19 protein-coding genes are annotated in these 22,843 nt (G+C 34.8%); 1 reads left to right on the top strand and 18 read right to left on the bottom strand.

Features of this window, described 5'->3' with window-relative positions; all coding sequences use genetic code 11:
• Positions 1 to 228 precede the first annotated feature (228 nt).
• From ACFPM4_RS16365 to ACFPM4_RS16315, 11 genes are all read right to left on the bottom strand, one after another.
• On the bottom strand, positions 229 to 1,680 hold the full coding sequence (locus tag ACFPM4_RS16365; RefSeq protein WP_382354089.1) for a methyl-accepting chemotaxis protein: 1,452 nt from the start codon (positions 1,678 to 1,680) through the stop codon (positions 229 to 231).
• 192 nt (positions 1,681 to 1,872) lie between these two features.
• Positions 1,873 to 2,772, bottom strand: coding sequence for an N-acetylneuraminate lyase (locus ACFPM4_RS16360; RefSeq protein WP_382354086.1), 900 nt, complete (start codon positions 2,770 to 2,772; stop codon positions 1,873 to 1,875).
• A 40-nt stretch (positions 2,773 to 2,812) separates the two neighbouring features.
• Entirely contained in the window at positions 2,813 to 3,841 is a 1,029-nt protein-coding gene (locus ACFPM4_RS16355; protein ID WP_382354083.1) for a sialidase family protein, read from the bottom strand.
• Between the two features lie 40 nt (positions 3,842 to 3,881).
• Positions 3,882 to 6,581 (bottom strand): exo-alpha-sialidase, encoded by a 2,700-nt coding sequence (locus ACFPM4_RS16350; RefSeq protein WP_382354080.1) that lies wholly within the window; start codon positions 6,579 to 6,581, stop codon positions 3,882 to 3,884.
• A gap of 17 nt (positions 6,582 to 6,598) precedes the next feature.
• Entirely contained in the window at positions 6,599 to 7,474 is an 876-nt protein-coding gene (locus ACFPM4_RS16345; RefSeq protein WP_382354078.1) for a carbohydrate ABC transporter permease, read from the bottom strand.
• A 12-nt stretch (positions 7,475 to 7,486) separates the two neighbouring features.
• The gene (locus ACFPM4_RS16340) at positions 7,487 to 8,452 is read right to left on the bottom strand and encodes an ABC transporter permease (RefSeq protein WP_382354075.1); all 966 of its coding nucleotides are present in this window, start codon (positions 8,450 to 8,452) and stop codon (positions 7,487 to 7,489) included.
• A gap of 96 nt (positions 8,453 to 8,548) precedes the next feature.
• Positions 8,549 to 10,054, bottom strand: coding sequence for an extracellular solute-binding protein (locus ACFPM4_RS16335; RefSeq protein WP_382354072.1), 1,506 nt, complete (start codon positions 10,052 to 10,054; stop codon positions 8,549 to 8,551).
• Positions 10,055 to 10,249: 195 nt separating this feature from the next.
• Complete coding sequence (locus ACFPM4_RS16330) at positions 10,250 to 12,604, bottom strand: helix-turn-helix domain-containing protein (RefSeq protein WP_382354069.1); 2,355 nt, start codon at positions 12,602 to 12,604, stop codon at positions 10,250 to 10,252.
• A 173-nt stretch (positions 12,605 to 12,777) separates the two neighbouring features.
• On the bottom strand, positions 12,778 to 13,194 hold the full coding sequence (locus ACFPM4_RS16325) for a hypothetical protein (RefSeq protein WP_382354066.1): 417 nt from the start codon (positions 13,192 to 13,194) through the stop codon (positions 12,778 to 12,780).
• A gap of 21 nt (positions 13,195 to 13,215) precedes the next feature.
• A complete protein-coding gene (locus ACFPM4_RS16320) occupies positions 13,216 to 14,148 on the bottom strand; it encodes an LCP family glycopolymer transferase (protein ID WP_382354063.1) in 933 nt (310 codons plus the stop codon).
• 140 nt (positions 14,149 to 14,288) lie between these two features.
• Complete coding sequence (locus ACFPM4_RS16315) at positions 14,289 to 14,498, bottom strand: YjfB family protein (protein ID WP_318280949.1); 210 nt, start codon at positions 14,496 to 14,498, stop codon at positions 14,289 to 14,291.
• A 158-nt stretch (positions 14,499 to 14,656) separates the two neighbouring features.
• On the opposite strand from ACFPM4_RS16315, the gene ACFPM4_RS16310 reads away from it, so the two are divergent.
• Positions 14,657 to 15,565, top strand: coding sequence for an endonuclease (locus tag ACFPM4_RS16310; RefSeq protein ID WP_382354060.1), 909 nt, complete (start codon positions 14,657 to 14,659; stop codon positions 15,563 to 15,565).
• Positions 15,566 to 15,782: 217 nt separating this feature from the next.
• Here ACFPM4_RS16310 and ACFPM4_RS16305 read toward each other — a convergent pair whose 3' ends face one another.
• From ACFPM4_RS16305 to ACFPM4_RS16275, 7 genes are all read right to left on the bottom strand, one after another.
• A complete protein-coding gene (locus ACFPM4_RS16305; protein WP_382354057.1) occupies positions 15,783 to 16,637 on the bottom strand; it encodes a class I SAM-dependent methyltransferase in 855 nt (284 codons plus the stop codon).
• A gap of 88 nt (positions 16,638 to 16,725) precedes the next feature.
• Entirely contained in the window at positions 16,726 to 18,222 is a 1,497-nt protein-coding gene (locus ACFPM4_RS16300; RefSeq protein ID WP_382354054.1) for an N-acetylneuraminate synthase family protein, read from the bottom strand.
• A gap of 198 nt (positions 18,223 to 18,420) precedes the next feature.
• On the bottom strand, positions 18,421 to 19,122 hold the full coding sequence (locus ACFPM4_RS16295) for an acylneuraminate cytidylyltransferase family protein (protein WP_382354051.1): 702 nt from the start codon (positions 19,120 to 19,122) through the stop codon (positions 18,421 to 18,423).
• A gap of 32 nt (positions 19,123 to 19,154) precedes the next feature.
• Positions 19,155 to 21,017, bottom strand: coding sequence for a motility associated factor glycosyltransferase family protein (locus tag ACFPM4_RS16290; RefSeq protein ID WP_382354048.1), 1,863 nt, complete (start codon positions 21,015 to 21,017; stop codon positions 19,155 to 19,157).
• Positions 21,004 to 21,624, bottom strand: a complete 621-nt coding sequence (locus ACFPM4_RS16285) for a hypothetical protein (protein ID WP_382354045.1) — start codon at positions 21,622 to 21,624, stop codon at positions 21,004 to 21,006. The genes ACFPM4_RS16290 and ACFPM4_RS16285 overlap by 14 nt, the downstream gene beginning before the upstream one ends.
• A 160-nt stretch (positions 21,625 to 21,784) precedes the next feature.
• A complete protein-coding gene (locus ACFPM4_RS16280) occupies positions 21,785 to 21,898 on the bottom strand; it encodes a flagellin (protein WP_283249491.1) in 114 nt (37 codons plus the stop codon).
• 344 nt (positions 21,899 to 22,242) lie between these two features.
• On the bottom strand, positions 22,243 to 22,843 hold a 601-nt coding region (locus ACFPM4_RS16275; protein ID WP_382354041.1), incomplete at its 5' end, for a flagellin N-terminal helical domain-containing protein.

The raw sequence follows: 22,843 nt of genomic DNA, 5'->3' as shown, positions 1-22,843 counted from the left end.
AAAGGAGCCTAAAAAACAGCTCCTTAACTTAAAGTTGCCCAAAAATCTATATTACAAAATATTGAGTGGGAGCCTTGACAGTTTCGTTCATATCAGGAGGCTCATCAGCCGCCCGCGGAAAGCGTAGTGTATTTCCGTAGCGTATATAGCTACACTTACATTGATGGGATTTACATCTAGTTCAAATCGGTTTGTCCCAACCACTTTAATTTTTCTTAGTTGTGCTAGTTAATTTTTTATTTGCATTGCTTCGTCGTATGTTTGGTTGATGTATGTTGTGATGGTTTGTTGTTCTTCGCTTAGTTGTATTAGGGTTGCGTGTAGTTGTTCGATTGCTGCAGAGCTTTCTTCAACTATTGAAGCAAATTCGTTTGTGGCCTGTTCTATATTACCACTATTGTTCGAGACGATTTGGAATTCAGTTTGTAGTTGCTCTAGCTTCTCTTGTAAGTTCGTCAATGTACTTGCAAGTTCTCTAAAGGCAGCATTTGATTCATTCGTTAGTTGCACTTGGGAATGAAGTCTGGATAAACCATCATAAAGCTTTGTAACTACTTTTTCATTATTTTCATTTACTTCCTGCAAATTGCTATCGATTTTTACTAATGTCTCATCGGTTAATGTTGCTAGTTTTCGTATTTCCCCGGCAACTACGGAGAATCCACGTCCGTGTTCACCTGCTCTTGCTGCTTCTATAGAAGCATTTAATGATAGTAAATTAGTCTGTGCAGTTATTTCACGAATGGAATCTGCAAAGCTATTCGTTTCGGCGATTTTTTCTGTTAATTGTGTAAAGGTTGCTAGTAAGCTATTGAAAAATGCAGAATATGAATCAATGTCATTCTTCAGTGCATCCATTTTTGCAGCTCCATCGTCAGCCTTGACGCCACCAGCTTGTGCCTCAGCAACAATCGCTTCTAAGTTGGCCACCATTTTTATACCAAGTTCATTCGTAGCTTCAGTACTGCTAGCAATATCACCAATATGATCCGCTTGTCTCTGACTACCAACACTAACCTCTTCCAATGCTGTTAACATTTCTTTTTGAGAAGTATAGGAAGTATTGGCATTGTTCCGCAGGACATTAAGATTATTCGTAATGTTTTTAATCGCATTGTCTAATCTAGTTGCAAGCTCCATTTCTTCTTGCATCTTCTCATCAGATACTTTCGCCATTTCTTCTAGCTGTTTGAATACACGTTTACCTTGGACCGTCAATAACATTAAACAAATGAATGATAAAACGTAAATGAGCATAAATGCTGGGTCTCTGTATGTATCATCTACATTTACACAATAGCCCACAATGATCGAACCGATAATATATCCATATATCAAAACGGTATAAGTGCCAGAAATACCGGCTAATATAAGGATTAAAAATGAAATAGCCACCAATGTGATACTTGGACCCCTAGAAAGTAATATTCCAATAATCGAAGCACTAACTAAAGTGATAGAAATATGAGAAAAATAACGACTGATTAACTTAACTTTCCTGTTTAAGAAAAAGAATGCAACAAAAAGGAAATAAGGTATTAATAGTGTTAAAACGAGTGATATGTCGGTATCCATGAAAAACTGCAAAATTAGCGTACTAATCCAAACAGCTCCACAAGCAATCCCAATAATATCATTCCGTTTTTTCTGATCGAGCATATATATTTGTTCAATGTTCATCGATGACTCTTTCCTCTCATGAATGATACTTTCCTACTACTTATATCGGATGGAAAAGGGGGATTGTTAGGAAGAGGAGGGAAGAAAAAAAGAAATAACCACCTTTTCGGCGGTTAATCTTTCGCCTTGAGACTTTTATTAATAATACAAACACCGGAATGTGAATCTATCATTCCGGTATTCTACTCTCCATTACACTTGCAAGAATGGGAATTCCTCTACTATTTTTCGTATTTGCGACCGCTCCATATCCGTTAATTGCTGGAGTGGTTTTCTAGGTTTTCCTACATCAAATCCTTGCAAAGTCAGTACTTCTCTTTCAAATGCAATAAAATCATAGTCTAATAATTTACGAATTAGACGATTTGCCTCATATTGCTCCTGTTTGGCAGCAGCTATATTTCCATTAGCAAAATGGTTGAATAACGATACAAATTTTTCTGGCATGATATTATACGTACTTCCTATTGCACCATGTGCGCCCACCGCCAAACCTGCAATACAGCATTCATCAGGTCCATTAAAAACCATAAACTCATCACCACAAACATCTATTAGTTGCTGCATGAAGAAAGTATCCTTCGATGTATATTTCAACCCTATGATGTTTTCCACCTTAGACAATTCCTCGTAAAAATCTATACTACCAGATGTACCAGTAAAATCTGGAATATGATAAATAATCAAGGGAATATCTGCAGCATTAACGATGTCCAAATAGTGTTGTTTTATTTGCTCCGAGCCATGTTTATAATAAAACGGTGCAACTGCAGAAACAGCGTCTGCTCCCACTTCGGCAGCATGTTTTGTTAACTCTACACAAGTATTCGTGTCTACCGCTCCAACTTGACTAATAACTGGAACTTCTCCTTGCACTTCGTCTACTACTATTTCTAAGAATTGCTTACGTTCTTCTACTGTTTGCAAAAAACCTTCACCGGTACTACCACTTAAATAGAGACCTTTCACACCTTTCGAAAGAAGATGTTGAATTAACTTCCTTGTAACTGCTTCATTTATTTTACCTTCATTTGTATAAGGAGTAATTAACGCAGGAATTATCCCTTTATATCGTTCTATTTGAGCACTCAAGATTGGTTCCTCCAATGTATCAAATTATTTTCATAGATGATTAGATTAAAAACTCTTCCTCTGTAAAGCTATATCCTCTAATTTGTGCTTTTGGTGCATCATCCACGATATATTGAACTACATAAATTTCTCCATCTTCAAACTGGACCCATCCTGAATAACCAAGGTCAGCTACGGCGCTTCTATCATAATCAATTGGCATAATCCTCGTCCATTGTTGCTTGCGTTCTTCTGCTCTTGCCGATTCTTGATCGGTGATAGCCGCGAAAAAGTTTTGTGTCCAAGTACCGAGCCATCCTTTTCCACCTTGCATGAAACGATAGGTAATCATGACTCTTCCACTTTGTAATAAGCCTGCGACAGGGCGATGACATCCCGGTATTGGCACTCGAAATACTCCATTCCAACTTTCACCTTGATCATAAGAAATCGACTTATAGCAGTCCCATCCTTCTCCCGAGTTCTCCCGCATATAGGCAACTAAAGTTCCATCATCCAATGGTAGAATACTAACTTCACATAATTTTAAACCGGGTTGTGACGCTACTATGATGGGACCCGTCCAGTTGTCCCCTTGATTATCCGTATACCAGAGTCGTTGTTCTGGATATCCAGAGACAGGATTCCGTTGATGTGCGGATAGTAACCACCGTCCTGATTCTAATTCGCAAAGTTTATCAGGTACAATTCCTTCCACAGGTGTTAAAATTGGCTCAGACCAGCTTGTTCCTTCTTTATCTCCTATCCAAATATAATTTCTAGCAGCAGCTTCCTTCTTTTCTGTTATTAAATCAGCGGCAATAACGAGCCTACCATCGCGCAGACGGGAAATTCGTGCACAATTCCAATACGGTAATCCATTAGTTATATCTGTAAAAGCACGCTTATTCGTCCAAGTTCTTCCACGATCTGTACTTTCTATTAACATCAATCTCGTTTGAGAACGATCACCATGATGCGTACATTGGGAAAACACACAAACTAATTTCCCAGCTTCCGTAAGCGCGACATCGGGCCAAGCTTCATACCAATCAGGATCTTTACTAATCGCATATTTATTAATAGCCAAAATTATCATCCTTTCAAATCAAGCAGATTTATCAATGTTTTTAGTGCTTCCCTTGATCATGAGGAACGGTTACATACGTAGTACTTGTTGTTTTATTCCCTGCTGCATCTGTCGCTTCATACACGATTGTGTACACGCGGCCATTCCCCTTTCCGTTTCTCGTACTTTGTAAAAGGAAAGTAGTATCAGCGGTACCAAATTCTGCTTCTTTCACCCCGTTTTGTCCATCACCTTCATTGTGTGTAATCGATACTAGAGCAATAGAAGCAATTCCAGACGTGTCATCCTTTGCATCGATTTCTATTTCAATAGGCACCCACTTATTATTTGGTGGCCAAATTTCTGTTTTATCAGGTGTAACGGATAAAGTCGGTGTAGCTTTATCAATCTTAATTACTTTCGTCTTTATTTCTTCCGTATTTCCAGCAACATCTCTACTTCGATATTCGAGTTGATTTACACCTTCTTCGGAAATGGATATTGCACCAGCGTATTCTATCCAGACGCCACCATTTAACCTATACTCCGTACGGTCAACGCCTGAATGATTATCTGTAGCAGATAATTTGACGATTACATCCGTGTGATACCATTCACTCCCATCATGACGATTACCAGCCGTCACTTCTGCATTTGTTACGGGACTACGGTCATCCAAATTCAAATAAAGCTTTCTAATATCGGATGGATCTAACGCATATTTGTATATTCGAAGGTCCTCCATATATCCAGACCAATCACGATTTGCCGGTCCACCTTTATCAAAACCAATTAATGGTGGAGCATCTGTATTCGTAACATCCATAGATGCAGCATCAAATTGAACAGATGTTGCACGTAACTCTCCATTTACATATATTTTCAAATTTCCACCATCACGAACACCTGTAATATGTGTCCATTCACCTGGTTTCACAAGACCTGCTGGTGTGGCAACCCCCACTTCTCTTGCACGTGGAAGACCATTCATATTCATCCTAACCGCTCCATTTTTCTCAACGGACATCCACCATTGTGGCACCTCTTTTCCCGGTGTTCCATACCACATAAGAATATGGCGTTGTTGGAATAACCTATCCGGATTAACCCAAGTGGAGAAGGTAAAATTTTCTGTTCCAAAATGTAAGTCTTCTTCATTTGTAATCTCAACATGTGAACGTTGAGAACCATCCAAATAAAGGGAATCACCCCATAGTCCTGGTCGCACCTCGGCTCCATTCTTTAACAAACCAGTGTGTTGGTTACCTGTCACATCGGTGATTCCATCCTCTTGTATTTGATTAAAATCCCAATGAAGTAGGAGCTCAGGGTTTGGACGTGTTCGATCAAGTTCCACCTTATATTCTCGTACTCTATCACCTAACGTTGATGTAATAATTATTTCATTCAACCCTGCTAATGGAACTATTTTTGGTACTCCTGCTTCTGCCGGTTCGCCATTAATCGTAATATTGATTCGTTCATCGGACGTTTCCGGTGTAACTGTTACCTCTTCCATTCCAGAGTATAAGGAAAGACGATAATCCATTATATCTCCACGAAATACTGGTGATATAGAGCCATCAGAAAAGCTGATATTATCTAAGTCCGCTTCTTCTACGAAAAACCAATCTAAGTTAAATGTTGCGAACATAATTTTATCGTACGGGCTATGTTCTCCCCCTTCAAACAGCAAGCCAATTTTTCCATCTGGCAACATCGTTAATGAAGAGTATGCAGAATGACCACGATAAACCGTTTTTTCCACTGGCCAAGTCGTACCATCATCATAGCTAATACGGACAGTCATATTTTCCCTAAGTTGTGTATGAGCTGGGTTAGCAAACAATAACATTTGATTGCCGTCTTCATTATCAGCCGACATGTAACGAATAATGCTTGCTTCTACGATTGGATCTATTAACTCTGGCGAATAATATGCTTCTGACCACGTTTCACCTTGGTCCTTACTAATGGAGATTGCTCTTGTTCTTAATTCTTTGTGACTAGAGAGCCTATCATTTCGCATTAACGTTCCATCCGTCAATTCGACAATGGTAGGTTCATTCGTATCAGCTATCAATCTACCACTCTCATACCAAGTAACTCCGTGATCATCACTTTGAATATTTCTGCCAATGGCTGGTATTACTAATCTTCCTTTATTCGGACCATGTTTCAATTGAATTCCAATCCCCGGACCTGTCGCATCCCAGCGCGTATCTGGGTGTTGCACTTCCTCAAAGCGATTAACAGGTTCTGTCCACGTTTCTCCATCATCATCACTATACGTACTCCAAATCGTTCGAACCCCACGACTCGTTCCATTATTAATTTCTTCAATCGTGTCCTCACCATAGTTTTGTGTTAAGAACAACCAAATGCGACCGTTACTTTCATCTTGAACAACTGTTGGATTCCCACATGTATCCTCTCCAGCGTCACAAACAACTTGTAGCGGTTCCCACGTCATTCCACTATCAAAACTACGTTTTAACACTAAATCAATATTTCCAGTATCCGATGCACTATTTTTTCTACCTTCCGCAAAGGCTAATAGAGTACCAGATTGCGTTGTATAAATAGAGGGAATCCGGAATGTGTGATATCCCTCTTCCCCAGAAATATACAAATCTTGCTGTTGAAAATATGGATTAAGCTCTGAAGTTTCTTCCGCATGACTTTCACTACGAGAATCAAAACCTAGCAAACTAAACATCATTAACATGACGATAGAAATAGTTACATATTTTTTTACCATGCTTTCCTCCTGCTTCTTTATTCTTTCACAGACCCGATCATTACTCCCTTAACAAAATACTTTTGTACAAATGGATAAACAAATAAAATTGGTACTGTGCTAACGATAATTATTGCAGACTTTAATGTTTGAGCTGGTGGCAATTGATCTGTTGTATGAATCGACATATCCTGTATTGTTCCAGCTAACAAAATATTTCTCATAATTACTTGAATTGGTAATTTATGCACATCATTAATATAAATCGAGGCAGTAAACCATTCATTCCAATGGTATACAGCGTAAAACAAACCAATCGTTGCAAAAGATGGTAATGATAGTGGAAATATTATTCTTATTAATATTTGTAAAGGTGTAGCACCATCTATGAGTGCTGATTCCTCTATTTCTGCTGGAATGGTGCTAAAGAAACTCTTCATAATGAGAAAGTTCCATGCACTAATTAACGATGGAATAATCATTACCCATGGCGAATCTTTCAATCCAATCCCATCAATTAGCATATAGGTTGGAATTAAACCACCAGATAAAATCATCGTGATAAAAATAAAAGTGATAAAGAGATTTCTTCCTGGCAGACTTTTTTTCGATAAACCATAAGCTAATGTTGCGGTGAAAATCACATTCAATAATGTTCCGACAACTACCCGAAAGATTGTATTCTTATAGGCATCCAAAATAATCGATCCGCGATCAAGGAGCAGTTTGTAAGCCGTAAAATCAATCTTTTCTGGGAAGAGGATAAACGAGCCCCCTCTTCTTAGGAATTCTTGCTCACTAACGAATGATGTGGATAAAACGGAAATCATCGGTAATATGAATGTGATGGACAGAACGATTAAAAAAATCGCATTAAAAAACTGAAATATTTTTTCTCCTTTAGTTGGCTTCATTTGTCATCACTCCTACCATATACCCGGTTGATTTAATCGTTTTGCTACATAGTTCGCTCCTAATATGAGGATGGCTCCAATTACATTTTTAAAGATTCCAATTGCTGTAGCGTAGGAGTATTGCATCGCAATTAATCCTTCCCGATACACATACGTATCGATAATATCTGCAACCTCATACACTGCCGGAGAGTATAAAAGTAATATTTGTTCAAATCCAGCATCTAAGAAGTTACCTACATTAAGAATGAGCATTAACACGACGACAAAACTAATACCAGGTAATGTTATGTGCCATGTTTGTTGCCAGCGATTCGCACCATCAATTTTCGCTGCTTCATATAACTGCGGATTTATCCCCGCCATGGCAGCTAAATATAAAATACTTCCCCAACCAATTGATTTCCAAATATCTGAAGCTACTAGAACACTCCGAAAATATTCTTTTCCACCTAAAAAGTGAATTGGTTCTCCACCAAAAAATTCAATGACGGAGTTCAAAATCCCACCATCTGTAGACAAAACACTCGTTACTAATCCTGCCAACACAACCATTGAAATAAAATGGGGTAAATAGGAAATCGTTTGAATCGTCCTCTTAAATACCATTTGGCGAACTTCATTCAATAGTAGTGCTAAAATAATTGGTGCAGGAAAGCCAAATAATAATTTGTAAAAGCTAATCATGACGGTATTGGAAAGCACATCCCAAAAGTAATAGGAACTAAAAAATCGTTCAAAATGCTTCAACCCTACCCATTCAGATGTAAAAATCCCTTCCACACCTGCAAATGGAGATACATCCTTAAAGGCAATGATAATTCCAAACATAGGGATATAATGAAAAATTAAAAAGTAGAGCAAACCTGGTATGATCAAAAAGTAATATAATTTATGACGCTTAATTGATTTGAGCAGTCTTCCTTTTTTTGCGATAACGACTTGATTTTCTTTGTTTTCAATTGCAGCAGATCGCATGTTAATCCTCCTAACCTAGTCCCTCATCCCCCTGAAAGGTATAATGTAAGCTGTGTGTTAATACGAACTAGCACACAGCTTACAACATGTTAATCGTTATTTAGTTTGTTCATCGTAAATCTCTGTGTACGCATCGATCCACTTATCCAATCCTGCCTTATATAACTCGTCAATAAAGTCGTCATACTCATCTAAGTCCCTTGCTCCCATTACAAACTTAATTGTTTCTTCTTCAATTAAGCGATCAATATCACCAATGTTCGGAACCTTTTCTTGTAAAATATTTTGATTGTAAACCGTGTTAATATCGATTGGCATTTTCACCATTTCTAATTGATTAATTTCTTCCGCTAAGTATTGTGCATGCTTACTTCTTAACGGATCATCAAAAGAATACTTCGTCTCTAAAGGTAACCCTAATGAAAGTTGGAATTCACCAGCATAAGAAGTATCCTCTAACGTTTTAATATAGTACTTCTCATCATCTGCCCATTCCCATGCCTTACCTTGAGCACCAAATTCCATTGTGATGTGATTTTCTACATTTTCGTATTGCCAATTAATAAATTTCATTACAGCCTCTGGATTTGCAGCCTTTTTCGATATCAACATACCAGAAGAACCACCGCGGTTTGCTGTTTGTAAGAATCCTTTTGGTCCGGTAATACCTCTTACAATTTCATACTCCATTTCCGGAATCGATTGTTTTATCTTCGGTACATTTAAAGAAATACCAGAGTACCATTTCGCTGATATTCCAACTCTATTTGTACTAAACATTTCGACTTGGTCATACTGAGAAAATGATTCTTTGTAGATATACCCCTTTTGATACCACTCCGCCATTTTTGCAAGAAAGTCTTTGTATCCTGGAGCTAATTCTGCAGGTTTCATTTTCCCATCAGAATCCAACCAATTTCCGTATCCAGACTCTGTAAAACCTCCAACAAATGCCATTCTCATAGACTTCAAGTCTGTTAAAATAGGAATCGTATCATTTTCTCCATTTCCATCTGGATCGTTTTGCTTAAATGCTTCTAATACGACTTCCAACTCATCTAACGTTTTAGGCATTTCCAAATCTAGTTTTTCTAGCCAATCTGTACGTATCCATAATGGGTACGTAACACCAGCCCCACCTCTTGGCACACCCCAAATGTTACCGTCTTTATCTGTTACGCTAGCCCACGCCTCTTCTGGCCATGCCGCTTTAATTGCTTGACCATGTTTATCTAATAAATCGTTAATCGGAATGATTGCATCTTTATAAATATCCCAGCTACCTTGGAACACATCGACTTTATCATTGGAAGATCCTAATAAAAGATTTAATTTTTCCGTTGCCGTTCCTTTAGGTGGAACAATGGCGACTGGATGGACACCTGCTTCATCAATGATATGTTGTCTAATTTCCTCTAACGCTTCTTTACTACTTCCTTCTGGACGATCATTCAAGCTACCAGTATTGGAATAAATATAAATTTTTGGTACACCATTTTCGTCCTCATCACCAGAAGAATCTTTGGAACTACAAGCAGCTAACAAAAGAAAAGACATCAAAAGTAGTGACATGAGTGAAAATAACTTTTTCCTCGTAAACACTTTGTTTTTCCCCCTTTAAATTTTTATTTGGTTTTTGAAGCGCTTTCAATTCCTGCTTTAAAATTAACATGAGTATTGCTGCAGTTATATAATAAAAAAGCAGAAAAAGTATTAATTATTTGCAAATGTCAAAATAATAATATCGAAGTAAAAAAAGAAAAACGCCTTTGTATCGGCGTTTAAACGCTATAGATCCTAAACTACCTCACTTTTTACCTTTCTATATTCACCAGGCGTTGTTCCAGTTTGTTCTTTAAATAATTTAATAAAATAATAGGAATTTTGATAACCGACTTGTTGACTTACTTCACTTACTTTTAAATCTCCTTGTAAAAGTAATTCTTTACTCTTTTCAATTCTCAATTCTTTTAAATACTCTACAAATGTTTTTCCAGTATGTTGTTTAAATAAGCGGCTAATATAAGCTGCATTTAAATTTAATTCCTCTGCAATCATATTTAATGAGATATCTGTTGCTAAATTTTCATGTAAGAATTCTATAATATGAGCAACATGATGATTTCCCTTCGTTCCAATTTCATCTTTTATAAGGCGGGATATAGTATCAATCTTTTGGTCAAACCATTGAATGATCTCATTCATAGCTGTTATTTCATTTAATTGGTGATATGGATTTTGTTTAAAAATGCGTTCTATATCCATTCCTAGACTTTGAAGGACATGAATGAAACTCGTTAAAATTTGAATGAAAATCGGTTGAACTTGGAGATAATGCAAATTCGTTTTATTCTGTTCCATCTCCAATACAATTTGCTCCAATATTTCCTTTGCCTTTTGTCCATTACCCGTTTTCACGTACCCAGTTAACATCTCAATTTTTTCTTTTGGATACGTATAGTAATTCCCTGAATCCAATACAATCTCCTCGATACTTATCACTCGCCCACTCCCCAATATCATTTTAAAGTTAAGGGCTTCTAACGCCTCTTCATACGCTTGAGGGAGCTCTAAAATATTTTTACAAAAGCGACTAACACCGATTGTAAATGTCCCACCAACTCTATCCGTCAGATAGCTAATGAGATTTGTAGCCATTTCTCCAACATTATCTGTTTCTTCCTTGGTAACATTCATCACGATTGCTACTCTGTCATCTTCTGTTTCAACCATAAAATACTTCTTTCCAATAATGTGACTTCGTTTTATTTCTTCCTCGATCTGAATTTTGTACATATCCGCTTCGAACACTTCCAACATGTCCAAATCATCTAGTGAAAGCAGTAATACCATCAAGTTATCTAAGTCTATATCGACTTGTAAATGCTGTTTCTTTTCATTGATTTCATGTATCGTGTATGCTCCCTTTCGAACAAGAGAATACTTAAACCTCTCCACAAAAAAGGGAACACTTTCTTCATATTTTGCTTTGAACTGGTCGCGTTGTTCAAATGTTGTTTCAATCATATTCCCGATATATTGAAATTCATCATTAATTTTTGCATCTGTTTCTTTACCTAACTTATGTTTTAACGAAAAAGTCATATGTTTGATCGGCTCATACAGCCTCCGGGATAAAAGGAAAGAAAGGATGATAACAAATAATATTAATATTAAAGTAAAAGTGATGATCATATTCCGCAAATAATTTAAGCTTTCATACAGTTGCTTTAAGTCTTCTATATTATAGAAGCTCCACTGCAATAGAGGAGATTCAGCATATGTAACTAAAACATTGCGCTCATCAAATTCTCCTGAAAAAGATGGATGATCAACAGATGCCTTAGAATTCTCATGCAAAAATTGTTCTACTTTATTATTCAATTCACTCTTATTAAATGGAAACAATACTTGTCCGGAAGAAGACAATACATATACTTCATCCTTATTGTTAAGCTTTTTGATGATATTATCATAGATTACTTGAGCATCTAAATTAATAATAAATGCGTTCGTTTCTTTGTTAGCTCGATAAATGATCGTAAATACGTTCTTCGAAGATGTATCTTTCTGGGTTGCGACTCGCGTATCCATGAATACAGGCGATACTTTATTACTTTTTATCACCCCAGACCAATCGGTATCGAAAAAATCATCATATGCATATTGACTATACGTCCCTCGATTAAAGGCCATTACTATATCTTTTTGTTCATCATAGTAATAGACAGAATCAACAAATGGATTCGATAACAAAAAGTTTCTTATACTCTCAATCGAATTCTTTTTATTTCGGATGTACCAATAATTACTGGAGAGATCATCTTTACTTATTTCTCCGCTTAAGTTTTCATAATAATCATCGTTAGGAAAGTGTTCAAAGTTTTTAAAAGACTGATTGAGGATAAGTTGTTGGCTGCTTTCTTTAATTTGAGTAATCACTATTTCCATCGCATTAATTGTCTGATCTAAATATTGGATACTATTTTCGCTCATTTTCTTCTTAAATGATTTCGTCACATTGTAATAGGAGGCAATACTAAGAAGTAAAGTAGGTAAAATAGCAATTAATATAGTGGATAATAACAATCTTGTATAAAACTTTCTTCCCTTCAGCAACGGAAGAAACTGCTTTACATTCAGCTTTCGCAAATCACGAACCCCCTTTCCTCAAATGATAACGTTTTCAATTATAAATAATATATTCTCTATTATGGAAGAAATCCCTGCAATGTAAAAGAATGGATCGTATGAGTGGTAGTTTTTCTGAACATAAAAATGGCCAGATACCTTAAGTTGATGGGTACCTGGCCATGGTGATTGAGTTATTTTTCCTTAGCAGCAGCGTTATACTGCTCTAGCTTAGGAAAGCGTTTCTTCTTTTTTAAATATTTTTCATTGAGGACGATTACTTTCTCGTCTTCCGTGACGGTGTATTTCCTGTAGATGGATCTGTATTTATCAAACGCGCGATGCCCTAACAGATAGATGGGCATGATCATAATTAGATGAATGATGATTTGTAAAAACAAATGAAAAGATACGTCCATGACATAAATGCTCATAGTTGCATGTGCTCCTAATGAAGCCATGAGAATGATGAGTACATTACAAATATGAAATGGGAGCACGTCATGTTTTTCCTTAAACATCCGTTCTAGCTCTGTTTTGAAAAATAGTGTGATAACCACAGACAATCCGACAATGATAAGGGTTACAAAATAAGTAAGAACAAGTTTCATTCTTTTCCGCTCCTAGTGATTTTATAATAACCCCAAATGTTCTTTAAACAACTGTTGATAGTCCTTTACTTCTTGTTCATCCGGAAAGAAGTACCAGTACTTGCCAATATAGCCACCGTTGAATTTTTCAAATTGTAATTGTTCAATATTTGTTTTCAGAGATTTATATTGTTGTTGTAGACTTACCATTTCTTTAAAGGAAATGTTTGTCCGCACATTATCTCCTAAGCTCTTAAACACATCGTCATAATTCCATAACGATGATAGACTTTTCGCCTCATTTACGATTGCTTGAATGATTTGTTTCTGTCTAACTTGTCTTCCAAAATCTCCGCGCGGATCACCTTTACGGATTCTCGAGAAAACAAGTGCTTCTTCCCCAGTTAAGTGAATCTTGCCTTTTGGAAACTTATACTTATTATGGGACAAATCCATATCATTATCCACCGTCACACCATTAAACGCATCAATAATCCCTTGGAAGCCTTCCATATTCACTTGAACGTAGTAATCGATTGGGATGTCTAAAAAGTGCTCCACGGTATCAATCGCCATTTCTACTCCACCACGTGCATAGGCATGGTTGATTTTTTCTACCGTTCCGTTACCGATTATTTCTGTTCTCGTATCACGAGGAATACTTAACATTTTAATCGTATTATCTTCTGGATTTACGGTGGTTACAATCAATGTATCAGAGCGCCCGACATCATTCTCACTTTCATCGATCCCTAATAACAAGATAGAAAAAGGATCTTTCTTCGTAATCGATACCTCTTGCTCACGCTTGTCTGATTTCTCGATAGGTTGATGCATCGTTTCCAATGCGCTATTTAAGGAAAGATATACATTTAGACCGTATAATCCAACGCCAATTACAATAACTGCAACAATACTCCAGACAATTCTTACTAGTCTTCTTCTCTTTCGTTCTTTCAATTTGTTCACTCTCATTTTTATCTCCCTACACCTTTGTAATCTCCTATATATTTATTAAAATGCAAAAAGAATAATCACATATAATATCATTCGACAAAATAAGCGATTATCCTTTATTTACTATTTATTCGGTTATTGAAGTGGTATGAACGCTTCTACAACTTCAAATCAATAGTACCACCTAAATGCGGCTGAGCAGCATGTTGGATAGCTTGTACATTAGAAGAACTCAACAATTCTTGAATCGCAGCCCCTTGTTGTTGCACATTCCCCATCATCTTTTTCATGATTAGTATAGATGCTTGATCCTTCACTTGGCTATGGCTTAAAGCCATTGATAAATTCGCGATGTCGATGGTGGTCACCTCCTGGGTATTATTTTTTTGTTTGAATTACTAGTTGTTCCCTCTTCGTTTCATAAATTATTGTATGATCAATATCCATTATAACAGAGTAAAATATGCTGGTTTTATGATATAATAAAAACAGAACATACATTCCGTTTCTGGAGGAGGGATTTATTTTGCATATAGAAGCCACTTCATTTTATTCAAGAATAACCGGAAAACTCTTAGGTGATGGTTGTATTACGAAACAGAAGGGGAGAAAACCCCGTTTTCAATTTATACATAGAATCGAAGATAAGGAATGGGCAAACCATTGTTATAGACAACTGCGCTGTTTCATTCCTCTAAATAGTCCAAAATATAGAAAAGTCATTGATTCTAGAGTCAATGCAGGATTTACAGAAAGCTATTATGTTCAATCAAGAACTTGTGAAATAATCACATTCCTTGAAAGTATTTGGTACAAAAATAGGATAAAGCAATTACCTTTGGAGTTGCTATACTTATATCTTGATGCAGAAGCCTTAGCTTGGTGGTACCAAGATGACGGCAATTTGAAACAGAAAAACGGTATCCCTCGAAAAATTATTTTATCAACAGATAATTTTTTGCCAGAAGAAAATCAAAAACTGATAAACCTTCTTAAACAAAGATTCCTTTTACACTTCTCCTTAGATGGGCAAAACCGTTTGATTTTATATGATCAATTTCAGATATTATACTTTTTAAGATTAGTAGAACCATATATTCACAGTTCCATGAAGAGGAAACAAATAGTTCACTCACAACCAAAACAACTCGCAAAAACCACAACAATTTACTTGCCCTCATATTATCATATAAAAAGACCGACATCGGAGATTAACTCAAAATTAGATAGTCTAGATTTGCTACTTAATATGGTAAAAGAGCGTGAAGGGCATTTAGATTTTTATAAGAAACATTATAATTGGATAAGTGAAATAACTTTTACCAAAAGTTATCGAATAATTATTCCTGATAAACATAAAGATCTGTTATCTAGGATCCGTTTAATCATTGGAATGTCTAATAGTAAGATTATTGAGTGGTGTTTTAAATTATAATTCTATTGTTTAGAAATCGGATAAGTTCAGAGCATTTTTAATCCTTCTAATTAAATATGAAGATAGCTCTATGTAACGAATTTATTAATTATTCTTCTTTAATAATGGTTGGGATATCAATTATCTGTTATCCCAACATTATTAAGTATTTACTAGACTAAGAAAATGCAATGTAATTATATTGGTTTCATCAAAATACTCAAGCGACTTCTTATATTTATAAAGATATTTCTGCAAGTAAAGTATCACACTTCCCTATTGCAGCCAATTTACTTTCATATTCTGATTCAATTAATGAACTATTAATAAAGTTCCATTCCTTATGTCCACCTGGTTTCCCTTTTGAAAGCCAGTATAAATGATTACTTAAGGGATATCTCTGGACTTGTTTTATATAATTAATCTTATAACCACATTTTCCAAACAAATCAGTTAATGTCTTTGTATTGTAAAGAAATAAATGACAACTCCAGTAGGTAAAATCTGCAAAAGTTTCACTGTTATAGAGTGTGAGTAATGCATCATCAGAACTTGGAATTTCTATTAAAATCTTACCATTCGGATTTAAATAAGATTTCATTTTTTCGAGAATAGCTAATGGGTCGGGTAAATGTTCTAATACATGAAAGAGTGTTATATAATCAAATTTATCTTTTATTTCATCTAATTGTGTATAACAATTTATACCTTCTTTGTTTATAATCAAATTTAGGGTTTTATCTAATTCAATCCCAGCTACCTTACTACATTTATCCTTTAAGAGATTTAGCAGACCTCCAGCACCACATCCAAAGTCTAATAATGATTTATTAGTAATTTTTTCTTGGAGATAATTAGCTCTTCTTAAGTCATCCTGATATGAGTTATTTCTATACACCTGAAGGTCTACATTTCCATTTAACATCCCGGATTGTTCATAAAATTGTTCATTAATATGATCAAAAGATGATAAAAATACTAATCCACATTGATTGCATTCCAAAACTTTTATTTCTAAAGAGTCCCTAACTCTGTTATGTCTTATTTTATGAGACTCGGAATTACATAGATAACAACTTGGGAAATTTCCCATCATATTCACCCTTCATTAAACATTGTTATTAAAAATACTATCCATAAGCTATTGGATTTACATAGATATCAGGTGTAGTTCCATGTAGTTACCAATCGCTCAATATAGTCTTTCTCTCCATAGGATCTAATTTATTAATCATTTCATCTTCATAATAAGAGTCGTTTCTTACATGGGTTGTTGAGATTTCTTCAAATATAGCTCCACCTATTGAAGAAAAACTATGCTTTTGACCTCTTATTATAGTTTGTAAGTCTCCTGGATTTAAACTTCTCTGTTCACCATTAATAGTAATATCTAAATCACCATATAATAACTGAAATGTTTCTTCTTTTTCTTTATGAAAGTGAATAGGATTTTTCTGACCAGGCAGCACTATAATAAGCTTTTTACAATACTCTCTATTCACAACAGTTACTATAATAGCACCTATTTTTCTAAAGTGTTTCATTCCATAATGATGCGATAATTCTACTTCAAAATCTGGCCCCAGAGTAATCCCCGCTTCGTATAACATACCTTTCGCATCGTGAATTACACTTCTAACTATTGAAACATCACTAATCTTTTTAATTTCATAAACTGCATCTAGCTCTTTGTAATCTCTCGTTGCAATAGTTCCATCAGTAAATTCACCGCTCGTCATTTGGCCATCAGCACATGGCATGGCAAAGAAGACATCTTCTCTATTAAGAACTTCACCTTTATTTATAACTCTTTTGACATAAACTCCACGCTTTAACGAATTTAAAGAATCAACTTCGTCTTGGCTAATATATTTTATATCATTTGGAACTTTACACATTTTTCTTGCAAGTTGTATGGTTTCAACCCACTTATCTGTCTGTTCAGGATTCATAGAGTATGCATTTAGTGATATATTTTCTGTGGGAAGTCCAACATGTCGTTCGAAAATCTCAACACCCTTAGCAACGGAAACAGTAGGTACCATAGTATCAGTGGGGTCTTCGTGTCCCGAATATCCTATTGGTATATCTCTATATCTTTTCTTCAATTTGTCGATAAAGTCTAATTGTAGTTGTTCAGCTGGAGCAGGGTATGAAGCAACACAATGCATAATAGCAAAATTACATTCCCTGTGTGTAAAGAAATTATAGACCTTATCTATGTCTGACAGTGACAAACCTCCTGTAGAAATAATAATTGGCTTTTTGGTTTTTGCAATTACTTCTAACAGCGGCCAATCCATTGCACTACAGCTAGCAACTTTAATAATATCTAATCCTTGATCTAGACATAATTCAACTGAATCTTCATCAAAAGGAGTACTAATTGCAATCATTCCTTCATCACGAATCACCTGAACGAGTGTATTAAATTCTTCACGGCTTAAACGAGTACTCATAAATCTAGGTACATGTTTCACATCATCTCTATTCAAAAATGAGGGATGAATAAAATTATCTAAATTGCGATATTGGAGTTTTACAGCAGACTTTATATTATATTTCCTAGTAATTTTACCCATCTTCTTAATAATGTTAATACCATGTTCCAAGCTACCTTGGTGACTGTTAGCCATCTCAAATATGATTAGGTCCTTAAGAATACTATTGTCAATCATAATAATACCGCCTTTACCTACTGTATTTGTACATAAAATTACTTTTACCCCGTAAAAATAAAATAAAAAAGTTAAATAATCTGGAGATTTATTTTCGAATTATAAATTCTAACTGTTCCTAAAAAACATCCAATTATTTTGGTTATTCCAAATCTATTTTTGACCTTATATCAATAACAATTTCTAACAAAAGACGAATTATAGATAGTTCCCGTTTAAAATATAACTCGAGGCTTGGACAAATTCTTCTTCAGTATCTATATCGAAGTTATCTTCCATAACGTATCCATATATATTTTCTCCCGACATTGATCCTTGTTCAGTAATTACATTTGTTCTAATGATATCGATACTTGCATTTTGGTAATAAACTGTTGGGAGTTGTTGTCTAGGCAAATTGTAGCCTTCTGGAATAGTGTTTATCAAAGGCTTAATTTTTCCGTTATCTCCTTTTAACCACATCTTATAAGGTGTTTCTTTAGCCACTGTAATCGACCTGACTGAATCAACTTGGGGATTTTTCAAGATAATCTCAATCATATTATCTATATCCTGTATATTTCTGATAGGGTATGTAGGTCTTAGTTGTACTACAATATCAGGGTTATATTTTTCGTTTCTGTCGAGATAATCTATGCAGTGTTTAAAAACATCTATATCTAGAGAAGTATCAGTAGAATATTCCTTTGGTCTTAGAAAGGGGGTTTCTGCACCATACTCTCTAGCAATTTTTGCATACTTTATACTATCAGTGCTTACTATAACTCTATTTATAAACTTTGATTTAAGTGCATGATCTATTGAATATGCAAGCATTGGCTTATCCCCAATAAATCTAATATTTTTATCTTTAACACTTTTTGATCCGCTTCTAGCAGGTATTATTGCTAATATATTCACAATATCAACCCCTCTACGAAAAAATAAAATAACTATTCTATACAATCTTCGATGAAATTATCAACTTCTTGTTTCATTATTTCAAAATGTTCAGAAGCAAATTCATAGTGAGCTTTACAGTCAAGGATAAATGGTGCAAAAGCTTGTATAACTCTATCACCTTTTTCCAATATATTTTTTTCATATTTTATCCCACTACTTTTCTCTGCTAATACATCTATTTGAACTCTCATCATAGGCAGTACCATTGATTTATAAAAATCATTATTTTTTAGTTTATCAAATTCACTATCAAAATTTACAAAACGGGCTTCTAATTGATTTACATATTTGCTTTCAACATAATTTTCTATTAATTTCAATTCACTTAACACATTTTCAATATAATGAGTAAATTCGTCTTTACTTTTTTTCATTTTATTAATTTGTTTTTTTATATACCTTAAATCATATGAATTATTCGCATTATACCAATTAGGAACTACAGTAGAATAAATCATTCTATTTTCTATTACTTTAGAAAGTGGAGTGAATTCAGTTCCTTCAATCATTGCCCCGCCTTTTGTAGTATTAATAACCTCAATATCTTTTGACTCGCGAATATACATTTCTAACTGTGCACGCATACGATTAAATCCTTCATTTGTTTTTATGTCATTGCCATACACATCTTTTATTAAAATGGAATTCTCCTTTTCAATCTCATTTATTTCATTAGATATATGTTGATAATTAATCCCATCAGCATAACGCAAATTGTTTTGATAGGCTAAATTTTGTCCCACTAGGATAATTTGCTGAAATCCTAATAATTTCAATAATTGAAATGTAACTACAGCAATTGAAGGGGCGTCTAACACTGCTTTGATTTTGTGAGGATTCGGAATAAAATTACCGGTAACTGTATCCTGACTTGTAATCATATGTAGCATTGGACCTGGATAATTTTCTAATGTTTCATAACCCACAGAACTCCCAAAAATAAGTGGGATCTTATCAATTTTCTTTTCTTTCAGGTTTTGAAAAACTACTTGATTAAGATGGGTTGGATCGTAAGTACAAGCTGCGTCTGGATAAATATCACGTTCTATTAATGAGTTAATTGCAGACCCTACCGAAAAAATATATGCTAGCCTGTTTTCCTTAACAAATTTTAAGTTATCAAATTCCTGTGATAAAGATGGACCAGCTGCAACAATAATTGCTGACTTTCCTGCAAATGCCTTTTCATTTACATCGTGAAGGATATTAGGAGTTTTTAATAAAACTGGGAAGTTTTTAATTGAATTTATGGTCCACCGCTTTTGAAATGATATATTTGTAACAATGTTAGTTCGCTTATTATTTAAATTAGCTTTATATAATTCAAATATACCGAGCACTTGTGGATGATATAACTTTTCATAGACTGGTAATGAGAAAAAAAGAATATTTTTACCGAATCTATTGATAAGCAACATTAGTTTTTCTTGCATTTCCTTTTCATCCAAACTAGTAATAATACTACCAATATTTAAATTTGAAAGCTCTTGATGTGATAAAAAATGATATAAGATTTCCAAATTAGGTTCATAGATAGATATCTTTTTATTGGGATAGAGCTTATTAAAAATTTTTATATGATAGCCTAAACCTGCACCTATGAATATAATATGATCATAGGCGTCAATTTCATTTTGCTGTTCAACTATTCGCTTTGCTTCAGTTAAAGGATCATACTTACTATGGATATATACATATTTATTATTAATATTTATCTTTAGTGTTAGCTCTTTACTTTTTGATGCTTCAATAACAACATTTTCTTTCAATGATTTATCTTCTAGTTCATTCAATTGATTTAATAAGGTACGATTGTTTATTCTTAAATAGTTTCTATTACTAATTAATATCATTGCGATACCCCTCTGTATCGATTGATAGTCTTATTTCAGTTTCCAATGACTCAAAAATTGAGAGAATTTCATACTTTAAAATATCAGCGATTAGTACTATATCTCCATTATTGATAGCCTCTTCTAGATTTTCCAATTCAGCATCCAATTCCACTTTAATTTTAATAAAGTTAGTCCAATTATTCGGCTTTTCTACTACTGAATCAATTGTATGAATCATATCATTTAGCCATTGAATACCCTCAAGTAACTGTGCAAAATTATTCCAACTATCCGAGGATGGATTCCGATAAAATTCGACAGTCAATACATCAATCTGTGGTTTTGCCCTACTTATGTATTCTTCTGATGATAAAAATATTTCATTAACAAATTCTTTAATTGTTTTTGTAACAATTTTTAGTTCTTTAATTTCATTTAAATTTGTTTGTAAAAATACATCATAATTTTCGTAAATGGCATGATTATCAGCTATCAAATGGCTAAAATAGTAATTTCCACTTAGTAAATCGTTAATTTTATTTATGACTTCATTAACAGTTATATTTTTATCTAACTGAATAACTTCATTTTGAAATAGGAGTTTCATAATTAAGAGAGCCTCCATTTATAGTTTTTTATTTTTATATTCAAATCTATTATCGACATTTTTCGCAAAAAGTTTAGGTATTATCTAGTGGATATTAATTCCATATTTCATATTGATAATTGCTATTGAATTTCTACAAATTAAAACACGGTCGACTATAACGACCGTGTTTTGAAAATTAACGTAATAATTGTAGTACTCCCTGTGGAGCTTGGTTTGCTTGAGCAAGCATTGCTTGTGCTGCTTGTGAGAGAATAGAATTCTTCGTTTGTTCCATCATTTCTTTCGCCATCGTGCGAACATTTACTTTCGTAAATGACTAGACTATATCTTCACCCTCTAGTTTTCTAGTAGGGGTCGGGCACTTCGGATTAACAATGGTGATGACCATTGCTTCATCCTACGGATTTCATCATCATAGCCTTGCCTTAGATGGTATATCCTAGTCGTTGAACCTTTTCCACTCTTTCGAGACAGGAACTTGGCTGCTGATTGCCTAATCTTTCTTCTTTTCTGCCCGTCACGTTTGCTGTTTCCAGCTCCGTTGTGGGGAAGAAAGCTCTAAAGGTTTTCCAGCAATTCACCCGATAATTATCTCTGACCGTTACCAGTCAGGACGACTGTACTTTTCACCACTTATGCGGCTTCAGTATAATCAACATCACGAATACGTGATTCCGCTGCTGTTAAGTTTTCAGATGCTGTGCCTAGATTGTTAATAGTATGTTCAAGGCGATTTTGATATGCCCCCAGTCTGGAACGTTCCGCTGATACATCATCAATAGCTGATTGAATTGTTTCTATAGCTGAGTTAGCTCCTGATTGAGTGGAAATATTAATTCCTTTATCAGTTACAGCGTTTGTAGTAACCGTTCCACCACTATCATATACAGGACCAGCATTAGTACTTCCCGTAGCACCACTTACTGCTACACCTAGTGATACTGCATCCATTGCTTTTATATTTAATTCAATATTTTGACCACTATTAGCTCCAATATGGAATTTTAATACAGACCCATTATCATCGTCAAAAGATCCATTCATTAATTTCTTTGTGTTAAACTCAGTATTGTTTGCTATGCGTGTAATTTCAGAAGCTAGTTGATCAACTTCTTTTTGCAGCTCTTCACGATCAGTATCTGTATTCGTATCGTTTGCAGATTGAACAGCAAGTTCACGCATACGTTGAAGGATTGAATGTGTCTCATTCAAAGCTCCTTCTGCAGTTTGGATT

The organism is Lederbergia graminis (assembly GCF_042655485.1).
Taxonomy (GTDB): Bacteria; Bacillota; Bacilli; order Bacillales; family Bacillaceae_C; genus Lederbergia; species Lederbergia graminis.
The sequence above is the reverse complement of the archived record's forward strand: the minus strand, read 5'-3'. Positions and strand labels throughout refer to the sequence as shown.

Coding starts and splice junctions, on each gene's coding strand:
- ACFPM4_RS16345 (WP_382354078.1), bottom strand. CDS start 7,474: ATGAAGCCAACTAAAGGAGAAAAAATATTTCAGTTTTTTAATGCGATT.
- ACFPM4_RS16285 (WP_382354045.1), bottom strand. CDS start 21,624: ATGGAGGCTCTCTTAATTATGAAACTCCTATTTCAAAATGAAGTTATT.
- ACFPM4_RS16290 (WP_382354048.1), bottom strand. CDS start 21,017: ATGATATTAATTAGTAATAGAAACTATTTAAGAATAAACAATCGTACC.
- ACFPM4_RS16340 (WP_382354075.1), bottom strand. CDS start 8,452: ATGCGATCTGCTGCAATTGAAAACAAAGAAAATCAAGTCGTTATCGCA.
- ACFPM4_RS16365 (WP_382354089.1), bottom strand. CDS start 1,680: ATGAACATTGAACAAATATATATGCTCGATCAGAAAAAACGGAATGAT.
- ACFPM4_RS16350 (WP_382354080.1), bottom strand. CDS start 6,581: ATGGTAAAAAAATATGTAACTATTTCTATCGTCATGTTAATGATGTTT.
- ACFPM4_RS16320 (WP_382354063.1), bottom strand. CDS start 14,148: ATGAGAGTGAACAAATTGAAAGAACGAAAGAGAAGAAGACTAGTAAGA.
- ACFPM4_RS16300 (WP_382354054.1), bottom strand. CDS start 18,222: ATGATTGACAATAGTATTCTTAAGGACCTAATCATATTTGAGATGGCT.
- ACFPM4_RS16305 (WP_382354057.1), bottom strand. CDS start 16,637: ATGGGAAATTTCCCAAGTTGTTATCTATGTAATTCCGAGTCTCATAAA.
- ACFPM4_RS16280 (WP_283249491.1), bottom strand. CDS start 21,898: ATGGCGAAAGAAATGATGGAACAAACGAAGAATTCTATTCTCTCACAA.
- ACFPM4_RS16325 (WP_382354066.1), bottom strand. CDS start 13,194: ATGAAACTTGTTCTTACTTATTTTGTAACCCTTATCATTGTCGGATTG.